This is a genomic window from Allostella sp. (assembly GCF_041913585.1).
Classification (GTDB): Bacteria; Pseudomonadota; Alphaproteobacteria; order ATCC43930; family Allostellaceae; genus Allostella.
In genome coordinates this window covers 71,583-83,422 of sequence record NZ_JAYSFE010000003.1, presented here as the reverse complement: position 1 = coordinate 83,422, position 11,840 = coordinate 71,583, and the positions used below count along the sequence as shown (strand labels likewise).

At 72.5% G+C, this 11,840-nt stretch carries 11 protein-coding genes and 1 pseudogene; 7 read left to right on the top strand and 5 right to left on the bottom strand.

Going from position 1 to position 11,840, the window contains the following annotated elements; translation table 11 throughout:
• From ACE3Q3_RS01475 to ACE3Q3_RS01455, 5 genes and pseudogenes are all read left to right on the top strand, one after another.
• Nucleotides 1-221: pseudogene (locus tag ACE3Q3_RS01475) on the top strand (long-chain fatty acid--CoA ligase); the annotation flags it as partial.
• Between the two features lie 18 nt (nucleotides 222-239).
• On the top strand, nucleotides 240-1,004 hold the full coding sequence (locus ACE3Q3_RS01470; protein ID WP_374440707.1) for a citryl-CoA lyase: 765 nt from the start codon (nucleotides 240-242) through the stop codon (nucleotides 1,002-1,004).
• Nucleotides 1,005-1,091: 87 nt separating this feature from the next.
• The gene (locus ACE3Q3_RS01465; RefSeq protein ID WP_374440704.1) at nucleotides 1,092-1,409 is read left to right on the top strand and encodes a (2Fe-2S)-binding protein; all 318 of its coding nucleotides are present in this window, start codon (nucleotides 1,092-1,094) and stop codon (nucleotides 1,407-1,409) included.
• Nucleotides 1,406-2,797, top strand: a complete 1,392-nt coding sequence (locus ACE3Q3_RS01460; RefSeq protein WP_374440701.1) for an FAD-dependent oxidoreductase — start codon at nucleotides 1,406-1,408, stop codon at nucleotides 2,795-2,797. The genes ACE3Q3_RS01465 and ACE3Q3_RS01460 overlap by 4 nt, the downstream gene beginning before the upstream one ends.
• Nucleotides 2,794-3,951 carry an NAD(P)/FAD-dependent oxidoreductase gene (locus tag ACE3Q3_RS01455; RefSeq protein WP_374440698.1) on the top strand — a complete coding sequence of 386 codons (1,158 nt, stop codon included), beginning with the start codon at nucleotides 2,794-2,796 and terminating at the stop codon, nucleotides 3,949-3,951. The genes ACE3Q3_RS01460 and ACE3Q3_RS01455 overlap by 4 nt, the downstream gene beginning before the upstream one ends.
• 12 nt (nucleotides 3,952-3,963) lie before the next feature.
• Here ACE3Q3_RS01455 and ACE3Q3_RS01450 read toward each other — a convergent pair whose 3' ends face one another.
• Nucleotides 3,964-4,746 (bottom strand): ABC transporter substrate-binding protein, encoded by a 783-nt coding sequence (locus ACE3Q3_RS01450; protein WP_374440695.1) that lies wholly within the window; start codon nucleotides 4,744-4,746, stop codon nucleotides 3,964-3,966.
• A gap of 113 nt (nucleotides 4,747-4,859) precedes the next feature.
• Between ACE3Q3_RS01450 and ACE3Q3_RS01445 the strand changes: the two genes are divergently transcribed.
• The gene (locus tag ACE3Q3_RS01445) at nucleotides 4,860-5,291 is read left to right on the top strand and encodes an SRPBCC domain-containing protein (RefSeq protein ID WP_374440693.1); all 432 of its coding nucleotides are present in this window, start codon (nucleotides 4,860-4,862) and stop codon (nucleotides 5,289-5,291) included.
• Between the two features lie 44 nt (nucleotides 5,292-5,335).
• Here ACE3Q3_RS01445 and ACE3Q3_RS01440 read toward each other — a convergent pair whose 3' ends face one another.
• The 4 genes from ACE3Q3_RS01440 to ACE3Q3_RS01425 form a co-directional block, all read right to left on the bottom strand.
• Nucleotides 5,336-5,665, bottom strand: a complete 330-nt coding sequence (locus tag ACE3Q3_RS01440; protein ID WP_374440690.1) for a DUF1236 domain-containing protein — start codon at nucleotides 5,663-5,665, stop codon at nucleotides 5,336-5,338.
• 112 nt (nucleotides 5,666-5,777) lie between these two features.
• Nucleotides 5,778-6,725, bottom strand: coding sequence for a 3-hydroxyacyl-CoA dehydrogenase NAD-binding domain-containing protein (locus ACE3Q3_RS01435; protein ID WP_374440687.1), 948 nt, complete (start codon nucleotides 6,723-6,725; stop codon nucleotides 5,778-5,780).
• Nucleotides 6,726-6,794: 69 nt separating this feature from the next.
• Complete coding sequence (locus ACE3Q3_RS01430; RefSeq protein ID WP_374440684.1) at nucleotides 6,795-8,135, bottom strand: ABC1 kinase family protein; 1,341 nt, start codon at nucleotides 8,133-8,135, stop codon at nucleotides 6,795-6,797.
• A 14-nt stretch (nucleotides 8,136-8,149) separates the two neighbouring features.
• Nucleotides 8,150-9,937 (bottom strand): M3 family oligoendopeptidase, encoded by a 1,788-nt coding sequence (locus ACE3Q3_RS01425; protein WP_374440683.1) that lies wholly within the window; start codon nucleotides 9,935-9,937, stop codon nucleotides 8,150-8,152.
• Between the two features lie 378 nt (nucleotides 9,938-10,315).
• Between ACE3Q3_RS01425 and ACE3Q3_RS01420 the strand changes: the two genes are divergently transcribed.
• Entirely contained in the window at nucleotides 10,316-11,833 is a 1,518-nt protein-coding gene (locus tag ACE3Q3_RS01420) for a M81 family metallopeptidase (RefSeq protein ID WP_374440681.1), read from the top strand.
• The last annotated feature ends 7 nt before the right edge of the window (nucleotides 11,834-11,840 follow it).

The window sequence follows — 11,840 nt, the reverse complement described above, 5'->3', positions numbered from 1 at the left end:
ACGAGAAGTGGGGCGAGGCGGTCAAGGCCGTCGTCGAGCTGCGCGCCGGCATGTCCGCCACCGAGGGCGAGGTCGTGCAGCTCTGCCGCGACCGGCTCGGCGGGATGAAGGCGCCGAAGTCCGTGGATTTCTGGGCGGCGCTGCCGCGAAGCCCCGTCGGCAAGGTGCTGAAGCGCGACGTCCGCGAACATTACTGGGCCGGGCAGGCCCGCCGCGTCTGACCCCGAGGGAGGATCGCCATGGCCGGCCGCCGCATGAAGACCCGGATCGCCACCTCCGACGCGACGTCCATCACCGTGCGCGGTCTCGACCTGGTGGAGGAGGTGATCGGCCGCTACGGCTTCACCGAGATGCTCTATTTCCATCTCGCCGGGCGCTTTCCGAGCGCGGCCGAGACCCGGATCCTCGACGCCTGCCTCGTCACCCTGATGGAGCACGGCGTCACGCCGTCGTCGCTGATCGCGCGCCTCGTCACCGACAGCGTGCCGAACCAGATGCAGGTCGCGGTGGCGGCCGGGCTGACGGTGGTCGGCGACGTCTTCGTCGGCACCATGGAAGGCTGCGCCGCCATCCTCGCCCGCGGCATCGCCGAGGGCGGCGATGCCGACGACTTCTGCCGGAGGGTGGTGGCCGAGCACCGGGCCGCCGGCCGCCGCCTGCCGGGATTCGGTCACCCCTTCCACAAGCCCGACGACCCGCGGACGCCCAGGCTCTTCGCCTTCGCCCGCTCGCAGGGCGTCGCCGGCCGGCACATCGCGCTCCTGGAGCGACTGAATGCCGCGCTCGACGCGGCGGCCGGCCGCCACCAGACGATCAACGCGACGGGCGCCGTCGCCGCCCTGCTGCTGGAAATCGGGCTGCCGGCCGACATGTTCCGCGGCATCGCGCTGGTCTCGCGCTGCGGCGGCCTGCTCGCCCACGTCCAGGAGGAGCGCCGGGAGCCGTCGGCGCGCCACATCTGGGCCGTCGTCGAGGAGAACATGGAGTACCGCGACCCCGACTGATCGCGGGACCGGTATGGACAAGGCCGGCCGCCGGGACGAAGACTGAGCGCACGGGCGCCCTGGGCTCGCCCGGGGAAGAAGGACGGCGTGAACGGTTCGGGACAGCTCGCGCGCGTGGCGGAGGCCGACCGCCCGATCGTGCGATTGACGTTGGACGGCCAGGAACTGCCGGGCCTCGCCGGCGACACGGTGCTGACGGTCGTGCTGACCCAGGGCCGGCGGCTCCGCGACAACGAGTTCGAGGGACGGCCGCGGGCGGGCTTCTGCCTCATGGGCGCCTGCCAGGACTGCTGGCTGTGGCGCCCGGACGGCAGCCGGGTGCGCGCCTGCTCGACGCCGGCCGAGGACGGGATGGCCCTGCTGTCGCGCTCGCCGCTGGAACGCTGGGCCGGAGCCCACCCATGAGCGAGCCGCGGATCGTCATCGTCGGCGCCGGCCCGGCCGGCACCCGCGCGGCCGAGACCTTCGTCCGCCACGGGCTCCGTCCGACCGTGCTCGACGAGGCGCCGCGGTCGGGCGGGCAGATCTACCGCCGGCAGCCCGCCTCCTTCCGCCGTCCGGCCCGCGCCGTCTACGGCTTCGAGGCCGGCCGGGCGGAGGCGCTGCACGCCGCCTTCGACGCGCTCGCCGGCCGCATCGACCACCGGCCGGAGACGCTGGTCTGGACGCTCCGCGACGGTACCGTCCATGCGCTCCCGGCGATGGGCGGCCAGTCGCAGGCGTTCCCCTACGACGCGCTGGTGCTGGCGACCGGCGCCTGCGACCGGGTGATCCCGTTCCCGGGCTGGACCACCGCCGGCGTCTACACCCTGGGGGCGGCCCAGATCGCCCTCAAGTACCAGGGCTGCGCCATCGGCGACCCGGTCGTCTTCCTCGGCACCGGCCCGTTGCTCTACCTCGTCGCCTACCAATACGCGAAGGCGGGGGCGAAGGTGGCGGCGGTCCTCGACACCACCTCCTTCGGCACCAAGCTCGCCGCGCTCGGCCGGATGCTGGCGGTGCCGCAGGCCTTCCTCAAGGGCGTCTACTACCTGGGCTGGCTGCGCTCGCACGGCGTCGCGATCCACGAGGGCGTGGTCCCGGTGCGGGCCGAGGGCACGGCGGCGGTGACGGCGCTGGTCTGGCGCGGCGCCGACGGCGCCGAGCGGCGGACGGAATGCACCGCCGTCGGCTTCGGCTACGGCCTCCAGTCCGAGACCCAGCTCGCCGACCTCGCCGGCTGCAGCTTCGCCTACGAGGACCATTCGCGGCAGTGGCTGCCCGAGGCCGATGGCGACGGCCGCTCGGACGTGACGGGCGTCTATCTCGCCGGCGACGGGCGGCGGGTGCGCGGCGCCGACTTCGCCGAGATGGGGGGCGAGCTGGCGGCGCTGGCCGCGCTGAAGGATCTCGGCCGGACCGTTCCGGAGCCGCGGATGGCGGAACTGCGCCGCGGCCTCGACCGCGGCCTGCGCTGGGGCGTGGCGATGCAGACGGTCTTCCCGGTGCCGCATCACTTCGTCGCCGGCCTGCCGCCCGAGACGGTGCTGTGCCGCTGCGAGGGGGTGACGGTGGGCGACGCCCGCCATGCCGTGACCGGCCTCGACGCCAAGGAGATCAACCGGGCCAAGGCGCTGTCGCGCATCGGCATGGGGCGCTGCCAGGGTCGCTACTGCGGGCTCACGGCGGCGACGGTGCTGGCGGAGACGGCGGGCGCGGCGCCGGACGCCGCGATGCGCCTGCGCGGCCAGGCGCCGGTCAAGCCGGTGCCGCTGGTGCGGCAGGAACCGGCGACGCGGGAGGGCGGCGCATGAGCCCCGAACGCTACGACGTCGTCATCGTCGGCGGCGGCATCATGGGCGCGTCGACCGCCTTCCACCTCCGCACCGTCCACGGCAAATCGGTGGCGCTGCTGGAGCGCGGCTTCGTCGGCGCCGGGGCGAGCGGGGTCAATTTCGGCAATGTCCGCCGCCAGGGCCGGTTCCTGCCGCAGATCCCGCTGTCGCACCGCTCGCGCGCGATCTGGGGCCGCCTGCCCGAACTCCTGGGCGAGGATTGCGAGTTCCTGCCGACGGGCGGCCTGCGCGTCGCCTACACGCCGCAGGACATGGCGGTCGTCGAGAAGCATGTCGCCGAGGCGCGGGAGTGGGACCTCCATCTCGAGATCCTCGGCCAGAATGTCCTGCGCGACCGCTGGCCCTGGCTCGGCCCGGACGTCATCGGCGCCTCGCTGTCACCCGAGGACGGTCATGCGAACCCGCGGCTCGCCGCGCCCGCCTTCGGCCGGGCCGCCCGTCGGGCCGGGGCGGTGATCCACGAGCATTGCGAGGTCGCCGACATAGAGCGCGAGCCGACGGGATTCCGCGTTACCGCCAGGACCGGGCTCGAGGTCCGCGGCGAGGTGCTGCTGAACAGCGCCGGCTTCTGGGGCTCGCGCATCGCCGCCCAGTTCGGCGAGCCGGTGCCGATCGTCGCCCGCGGCCCGCAGATGGCGGTGACCGAGCCGCTGCCCTACTTCATCGAACCGGTGCTGGGCGGGGTGTCGGCCGACATCTACCTGCGCCAGGTGAAGCGCGGCAACGTCGTCTATGGCGGCGGCCTGCGCGGCCCCGTCCAGACCGACCCGCCGCGCGCCCGGCCGACCCCCGACCTGTCGATGGCGCAGTGGGGCCGGCTGCTGCGCTTCGTGCCGGCGCTGGCCGGAGTGCAGGTGATCCGCACCTGGACCGGGGTCGAGGGCTACCTGGAGGACGACATCCCGGTGATGGGCGAGAGCGCGACCACGCCCGGCCTCTTCCACGCCTTCGGCTTCTGCGGCCATGGCTTCCAGCTCGGCCCCGGCGTCGGCGCGGTGATGGCCGAACTGATGGCGACCGGCCGCACCAGCACGCCGATCGAGCCGTTCCACATCCGCCGCTTCGCCGGCCGGACGGTGGCGCAGGCGGCCGAGCCGCCGCCGACGGGGTGACGGCCCGGCGCCTCAGGCCGCCGCCGGCGGAGCGACCGAGAGGCCGTCGGCGCCGAAGCGCTCGATCAGGCCGGCGACGAACCCGCTCGCCTTGGCCTGCTCGACGAACTCGGCGAGGAAGCGGGCGCCGGCAGTGCGGCCGCGCGGCGTGCCGATCGCCTGCTGCACCGCCATGAACCTGCCGTCGAGGATGCGGGCCCCCGGGATGCGGCGGAGGTCGGCGAGGAGGCGCGGCCGGAGCCCTGCCAGCACGTCCAGCCGGTCGGCCAGGAACCGCGCGCAGGCATCGTCCAGGGATTCGGTGCGGATCACCGTGGCGTGCCGGATGTTGCGCTCGAGCCAGAGGTCGTAGGCGGCGCGCGCGGTGGACGCGATGCGCACGCCCGGCCGGTCGACGTCGGCGAGGACGCGGATCGGCGAGCCCGCCGGCACCAGATAGGTCGCCTCGATCTCGCAATAGGCGGCGGTGAAGGCGATCTTCTCCGCCCGTTGCGGCTCGGCGCCGATGAGGCCGATGTCCCAGGCGCCGTCCGCCACCGCGTCGGCGAGTTCGCCCGGCCGGGGATAGGGGACATAGGCGACGGGCACGCCGAGCCGGTCGGCGATGGCCTTGGCCATGGAGGGCGAGACGCCCTCGGGATCGCCCGCGGGCGTACGGCCGGTCACGAGCAGGAAGTTGCTGAGGTTGATGGCGGCACGGAGCGTGCCGGTCGGCGCGAGTTCGGCGACGAGTTCGGGCGAGACGGCGGGCGACATGGCGATCCGGGTCTGGTGGGGTGGGCGGGGATGCAGCAAAGGCCGATCCGTGGCCCTGCGACAAGCCCTTTCCCCGGCTCGTACAGCAACTTATGTTCGAGGGCGCAATGGACGCCCCTCCGACCCGCCGTCCGGCCTCGCCCGATCGCGGCGTGACCGAGCCCAGCCTGACCATCGTGCGCCGGATCAAGGCGCCGGTCGCGCGCGTGTTCCAGGCCTGGACCGACCCCGACCGGCTGGCGCAGTGGTGGGGCCCGCATCACACCCGCGTCGAACGCGCCGAACTGGACGTGCGCGTCGGCGGCGATTTCCGCACCGTGCTGCGGGAAGACAGCGGCGAACGGCACGAGGTGTCCGGCACCTACACCGAGGTCGTGCCGGAGCGTCGACTCGTCTTCACCTGGGCCTGGAAAGCGACCCCGGAACGGCAGTCGCGGGTCACCGTCGAGTTCCGGCCGCTCGCCGAGGGGACCGAGGTGACGCTGATCCACGACCGCTTCGCCGATGCCGACGCCGCCACCCGCCACCGCCGCGGCTGGACCGAATCCTTCGAGCGCCTGTCGGCCTGGCTCGACGTGCCCTGAAGCGCGCGGGGGGTGGAGCCGGGGCCGGCTCCACCCCTGCCGGGTCAGTTGAGGATCTCGATGACCTGGCGGGTCGAGGGATCGACGATCACCTGGCGGTTGTTCACCACCGTGTAGCGGTACTGATCGACCTGCGGCACCGCATAGAACTGCACCGTCGGCGGCAGCACCGTGCCGGGGCGGACCTCGTAGTTCTCGATCATGACGGAGGGCCGCCTCTGCTGCACGACGTACTCCTGGACCACCGTGCGCTGTTCCGGGGCCAGCGTCGTGCTGCGCGTGGTCGTGGTGGTGGTCATGGTCTGGGCGAAGCCGGCGCCGGTGGACGTCAGGATCGCCGCGGCGACGGCGCCGCCGATGAGAAACTTGCTCATGTTATCTCTCCCGCAATTCACACTGCCGAGAGAGAACCCGGTTCGCCGCGGATCGTTCCGAAAGAGAATTCGCCGGCCGGCGCCGAAGAATCGGGACCGCTCGGAGGGCCCCTCAACTTGCCGGTTTCTGCAGGGCTTCCAGGATCGCGATCAGCTTGGCGTCGCGGTCACGCGCGAGTTCGCCGATCGACCGGCCCGCGGCTTCCTCGGCCACGCCCTCGATCAGCCGGCGCCGGACCTCCGGCGTCAGGTGCGGCCGGCCGAGTTCCTCCCAGCGCGTCTCCATGAACTCGCCCAGATGGTCGAGGAAGTGCGGCATGCCGCCCTCGCCGCCGGCGAGCGAGAAGGTGAGGGTCGGGCCCATGATGGCCCAGCGCAGGCCGGGCCCGTAGGCGACGGCCTTGTCGGTGTCCTCGACGCTGGCGACACCCTCGGCGATGCAGTGGACGGCCTCGCGCCAGAGCGCGCTCTGCAGGCGGTTGGCGAGGTGGCCCGGGATCTCCTTGAGGAGGCGGATCGTCTTCTTGCCCACCCGCTCGTAGAAGGCGATCGCCCAGCGGACCGCCGCCTCGTCCGTGCGCGCGCCGCCCACCACCTCGACCAGCGGGATGAGATGCGGCGGGTTGAAGGGGTGGCCGACGACGAGACGCCCCGGGTGCGCCATCCGCGACTGCAGGCGCGACGGCGTGAAGCCGGAGGTCGAGGAGGCGATGACCCGGTCGGGCGGCAGGACGGCGTCGATGCGGGCGAGCAGGTCCTGCTTCAGTTCCTCGCGCTCGGGCGCCTGTTCCTGCACGAAGTCGGCGCCGCGCACGCAGGCCTCGACATCGGCGGTGAACGCGAGGCGTCCCGGATCGGCGCCGGGTGCGAGGCCGAGCCGCTCCAGGGTCGGCCAGGCGCGGGCGACGAAGCCGCGGGCGAAGGCCTCGCCGTCGGGCGCGGGATCGGTCGCGCGGACGTCATAGCCACGGGCGAGGAACCAGGCGGCCCAGCTGGCGCCGATGGTGCCGGCGCCCACGATCGCCACGCGCCGCACGTCCTCGAGTCCGATCAATGCCATTTGCGTCCTCCCCGTTCCGGGCGGGCAGGATCGCGGGTCGCGGCGGCCGCCGTCAATCGTCGGCGGCGCTCAGGCGGGCGGCTCGAGCCCTTCGGCCGCGAGGGCGGCGCGCTGGCGCGTCTCCAGCGTGGCGCGGTCGAAATCGTCGACGAGGCCGTGGAAGAGACGATGCCAGTTGAGCTCGGCGCCGAGGCGCAGGAAGACCGAGCCGAGGCCGATCGCCGAGCGGTCCATCAGCACGAACTCGCGCGGCGGCGTGACGCCGCCGATGCGGCGCAGCTCCTTGTGGACGCCGGCCGCGACCTCGGCGCCGTAGAGGCCGCTCTTCGCCTCCTGGATCGGGCCGGTGCGGTCGGCCATCAGCGGCGCATAGACGAAGCGGGCCCAGCGGTTCATCACCTGGATCAGCTCGCGGCTGGGATTGACGAAGCCCCAGGTCTCGTAGGCATGCACGGCCAGCGCCTCGTCCTCGTCGCGCAAGGCCCGGTAGAGGTCGATCACGCCCTCGACGAAGGACGGCCGGAAGATGCGCACGCACCCGAAATCGAGCAGGTTCAGCCCGTCGTCGTCGCGGAGCGTGTAGTTGCCGAGGTGCGGGTCGCCGTGGATCACCCCGTAGCGGTAGAAGGGGATGTACCAGGCCTGGAAGAGGTTGCGGGCGATGCGGTTGCGGCGCTCGACCGGTGCGGTCTCGGCCGCCGCCAGCGGCCCGCCCTCGAGCCAGGTCATGGTCAGCAGCCGGTCGGTCGAGAGCTCCGTCCAGGCGCGGGGCACATGGACGCCGGCCTCGCCCTCCAGCATCCGGGCGTAGAGGGCCATGTGCCGCGCCTCGCGGCGATAGTCGAGCTCCTCGCGCAGCCGGTCGGCGATCTCGGCATGGATCTGGTCGAGCCCGACCGAGCGGTCGTAGCGCTGGTAGATCGCGAAGGCGAGCCGGAGCTGGCGCAGGTCCGCCTCTACCGCCGAGCCCATGTCGGGATATTGCAGCTTGCAGGCGAGCCGGGTGCCGTCGAGGGCGGTCGCGCGGTGGACCTGGCCCAGCGAGGCGGCGCGCGCCGCCTCGCGCTCGAACTCGGCGAAGCGGCTGCGCCAGCCCTCGCCCAGCTCGGACGCCATGCGCCGGCGCACGAACGGCCAGCCCATCGCCGGCGCGTGCGCCTGGAGCTGCTGGAGCTCGCGGACATAGGCCTCGGGCAGGGCGTCCGGGATGGTGGACAGCATCTGCGCCACCTTCATCAGCGGCCCCTTGATGCCGCCCAGCGCCGCCCGCAGCTCGGCCGCCTGCCGGTCCTGGTCGGGAGCCATGCCGAAGAGGCGCCCGCCCGCCATCCGCGCGGCGACGCCGCCGACGGTGGTCGAGACCCGGGCGTAGCGGCGCAGCCGCCCGCCCAGCGTGTTCTCGGTCGCCATCGCCGGGATCCCGCTCAGCCCATCCGTTCCAGCTCGTCGATCATGCCTTCGACGACGCCGAGCCCGCGGCGCCAGAAGGCGGGGTCGGCGGCGTCGAGCCCGAAGGGCGCCAGCAGCTCGCGGTGCCGCTTGCTGCCGCCCGCCCGCAGCATGTCGAGGTACTTGGCGGCGAAGCCCGCCTCGGCACCCTGGTAGACCGAGTAGAGCGAGTTCACGAGGCAATCGCCGAAGGCGTAGGCGTAGACATAGAAGGGCGTGTGGATGAAGTGGGGGATGTAGGCCCAGTACCACTCGTAGCCCTGGCCGAGCCGGATGGCGGGGCCGAGGCTCTCGCCCTGGGTCTCGCGCCACAGGAGGCCGATCTCCTTGGCCGTCAGTTCGCCCTCGCGACGGCGGTCGTGCAGCCGGCGCTCGAACTCGCAGAGCGCCACCTGGCGGACGGCGGTGTTCAGCATGTCCTCGACCTTGGTCGCCAGCATGATGCGGCGGCGGGCCGGCTCGGTCTCGCGGGCGAGCATCGCCTGGAAGGTCAGCATCTCGCCGAAGACCGAGGCCGTCTCGGCCAGCGTCAGCGGCGTGTCGGCGAGGAGCGGTCCCTGGCCCGCGGCCAGCACCTGGTGGACGCCGTGGCCGAGCTCGTGGGCCAGCGTCATCACGTCCCGCGTCTTGCCCTGGTAGTTGAGCAGCAGGTAGGGGTGGGCGCTCGGCACGGTCGGGTGGGCGAAGGCGCCGGAGGCCTTGCCCGGCTTGACCGGCGCGTCGATCCACGGCTGGTCGAAGAAGCGGCGGCCGATCGCCGCCATCTCGGGCGAGAAGGCGTGGTAGGCGCCGAGCACCGTGTCGCGCGCCTCCGACCACGGGATGACGCGGTCGTCGTCGCCCGGTAGCGGCGCGTTGCGGTCCCAGTGGTCGAGCTGATCCTGCCCGAACCAGCGCGCCTTCAGCGCGTAGTAGCGATGCGTCAGGGTCGGATAGGACTGGCGGACGGCCGCCAGCAGCGCGTCGACCACCTCGTCCTCGACGAAGTTCGAGAGGTTGCGCGACGAGATCGGTCGCGCGAAGCGGCGCCAGCGGTCCTCGATCTCCTTGTCCTTGGCGAGCGTGTTGGTGACGAGGGCGAAGAGGCGGGCATTGTCGCCCAGGACCTGCCCGAGGCTCGTCGCCGCCTCGCGCCGCACCGCCGGGCTGCGGTCCGACATGTGGTGCAGCACCTCGGCCATGGTCAGGCGCTCGTCGCCGACGGGGAAGCGGAGCGCGGCCGTCGTCTCGTCGTAGAGGCGCACCCAGGCGGAGCGCCCGGCGACCGACTTGTCGTGCAGGAGCTGCTCGGCCTCGTCGGAGAGCTGGTGCGGGCGGAAGGCGCGGGTGTCGTGGATCCAGGGCGCATAGCGGGCGAGCGCCGGGTCGGCGAGCCGGGCCGCCAGCGCGTCGTCCTCGATCCGGTTGAGCTCCAGGGTGAAGAAGATCAGGTCGGACGTGATGTCCGTCACCCGCTCCTGCATCGTCTGGTAGAAGCGTCCGACCGTCTCGTCCGACATGGCACGCGAATGCACGAGCTGGGCATAGCTCATGATCCGGCCGAGCAGGTCCTGCAGCCGTTCGTAGGCGGCGACGGCGGCGCCGAGGCCGGCGCCGTCGAGCCCCGCCAGCCGGCCTTCGTGGGCCGCCCGGAACGCCTTCGCGTCGGCGGCGGCGCGGGCGAGGTCGGCCTGGAGCGCCGGCGAATCCGGCGCCGGGTAGAGGTCGCTCAGGTCCCACTCGGGAAGCGCGTCGATCGCGGCCGGCGCGGCATTGCTCGCCATGGTCTGTCCTGGAAGGTTGGTGTGCGGGTCGACGGAGATATAGGGCGGGGGCGGGACCGGCACCACCCGCGCCGACGATGGCCAGCGAGAGCGGCGGCACCCGGATGGACGACCGGGCCAAACCGGACGTGGCGGAGAAGGGGATCGAGGGCAGCTCCGGTCAGGGCCGGTCCTGGCCTCTCCAGGGTTGGGTGACTGCCGGCCTCTCGAGCGCGCGCCGCCAATGAATCGGCGCGATACGTCCCTTGATACACAGTCGCAACTGCGCATTGGCGCGTGCATCACTCGACAAGCCGGGGAAGTGATCCACTTGCGGAGGTTACTCGCCCCGCGTTCTACTTCCCGGACTGTCGGCAATCAGTGCATGCGGGATCGTCCATGAAGCGCTTCGTCACCGCTATGGTCAAACACGAGACCAACACCTTCTCGCCCGTGCCGACCCCGCTGACGGCGTTCGGGCGCTACGGCGCCCAGGCGGGTCCTGCCTACGGGGCGGCGGCGATCGCGGCCTATCGCGGGACCGCCACCGCGGCGGGGGCGTTCATCGACCTCGCCGAGGAGGCCGGCGCGGCGTTCGCGTTTCCCATCGCAGCCAATGCGACGCCGGGCGGGTGCCCCGAGGACTCGCTGATCGACCATGCTGCCGAGCGCATCCTCGAGGAGGTCAATCGGGGGTGCGACGCGCTGTTCCTCGATCTGCACGGCGGCATGGCGACGCCCGGCTATGACGACCCGGAAGGGGAACTGCTCGCCCGCATCCGCAAGGCGGCCCCCGGGCTGCCGATCGCCGTGGCGTTCGATTTCCACACCAATCTCTCGCAGCGCACGATCGACAACGCGACGGTGATCACCGCCTATCGCACCTACCCGCACGTCGACCAGTACGAGACGGGGGCCCGCGCCGGGCGGACGCTGCTGCGCGCCCTCGCCGGCGAGGTGGAGCCGAAGATCCTCTGGCACTCGCTCCCCATCCTGTCGCACCTCAACTGTCAGACGCCGTCGCGCCAGCCGATGAAGGACATCATGGACCGGGCGATCGCCGCGGAGGCGGACGGCACCGTGCTCAACGCCTCCGTCCTCGGCTGCTTTCCGCTGGCGGACATCCCCTATGTCGGCATGCACGGGATCGTCGTCGTCGACGCGCGGACGGATCGCGGGCAGGGCGGCCGGTTGCTGCACGACCTCATGTCGATGGCCTGGGAGCGGCGTTCGGACTTCGTGTTCCATGTCGAACCGGTGGAGACCTCCATCGCGCACGCCAGGACCCTCGGCGACGGGCCGATCCTGCTGGCCGACCACGGCGACGTGGCGGGCTCCGGCGGCTCGACGGACGTCATGGCGGTGCTGGAGGAGTGCATCCGCCAAGGCCTCGACGAGATGTGCGTCGGTCCGATCTGGGACCCCGTGGCGGTCGATCGGATGATCGCCGCCGGGGTCGGCGCACCGGTGGACCTCGAAGTGGGCGGACGCACCGATGCGCCGGCCATCGGCCATGTCGGCAAGCCGCTGCGGCTGTCGGGCACGGTCCGCAGGATCACCGACGGGCGGTTCAAGGTCACCGGGCCGATGGGCACCGGCACCAGCCAGAATCTCGGCCGCTGCGCCGTGCTCGACACGGGCTGGGCCGAAATCGTCGTCTGCTCGGAGCGGCACGAACCGTTCGACACGGGCTGCTTCACCCACGCCGGCATCGACCCGGCCCGCAAGCGCTACATCCTGATCAAGTCGCGCCAGCACTTCCGGGCCGGCTTCGCGCCGATCATCCGGCATGTCGTGATGGTGTCCGGACCGGGCATCACCACCTCCGACTACTCCCAGTATCCCTGGGACCGGGTTCGCCGGCCGATCTATCCCCTCGACCCCGACACGCCGAGCAACCTGCCGCCCTCGTTCTGAGCGGGCC

Excerpts from the sequence above, each read along its gene's own strand:
- ACE3Q3_RS01430 (WP_374440684.1), bottom strand. The coding sequence starts at position 8,135 with ATGGCGACCGAGAACACGCTGGGCGGGCGGCTGCGCCGCTACGCCCGG.
- ACE3Q3_RS01455 (WP_374440698.1), top strand. The coding sequence starts at position 2,794 with ATGAGCCCCGAACGCTACGACGTCGTCATCGTCGGCGGCGGCATCATG.
- ACE3Q3_RS01435 (WP_374440687.1), bottom strand. The coding sequence starts at position 6,725 with ATGGCATTGATCGGACTCGAGGACGTGCGGCGCGTGGCGATCGTGGGC.
- ACE3Q3_RS01420 (WP_374440681.1), top strand. The coding sequence starts at position 10,316 with ATGAAGCGCTTCGTCACCGCTATGGTCAAACACGAGACCAACACCTTC.
- ACE3Q3_RS01440 (WP_374440690.1), bottom strand. The coding sequence starts at position 5,665 with ATGAGCAAGTTTCTCATCGGCGGCGCCGTCGCCGCGGCGATCCTGACG.
- ACE3Q3_RS01460 (WP_374440701.1), top strand. The coding sequence starts at position 1,406 with ATGAGCGAGCCGCGGATCGTCATCGTCGGCGCCGGCCCGGCCGGCACC.
- ACE3Q3_RS01470 (WP_374440707.1), top strand. The coding sequence starts at position 240 with ATGGCCGGCCGCCGCATGAAGACCCGGATCGCCACCTCCGACGCGACG.
- ACE3Q3_RS01425 (WP_374440683.1), bottom strand. The coding sequence starts at position 9,937 with ATGGCGAGCAATGCCGCGCCGGCCGCGATCGACGCGCTTCCCGAGTGG.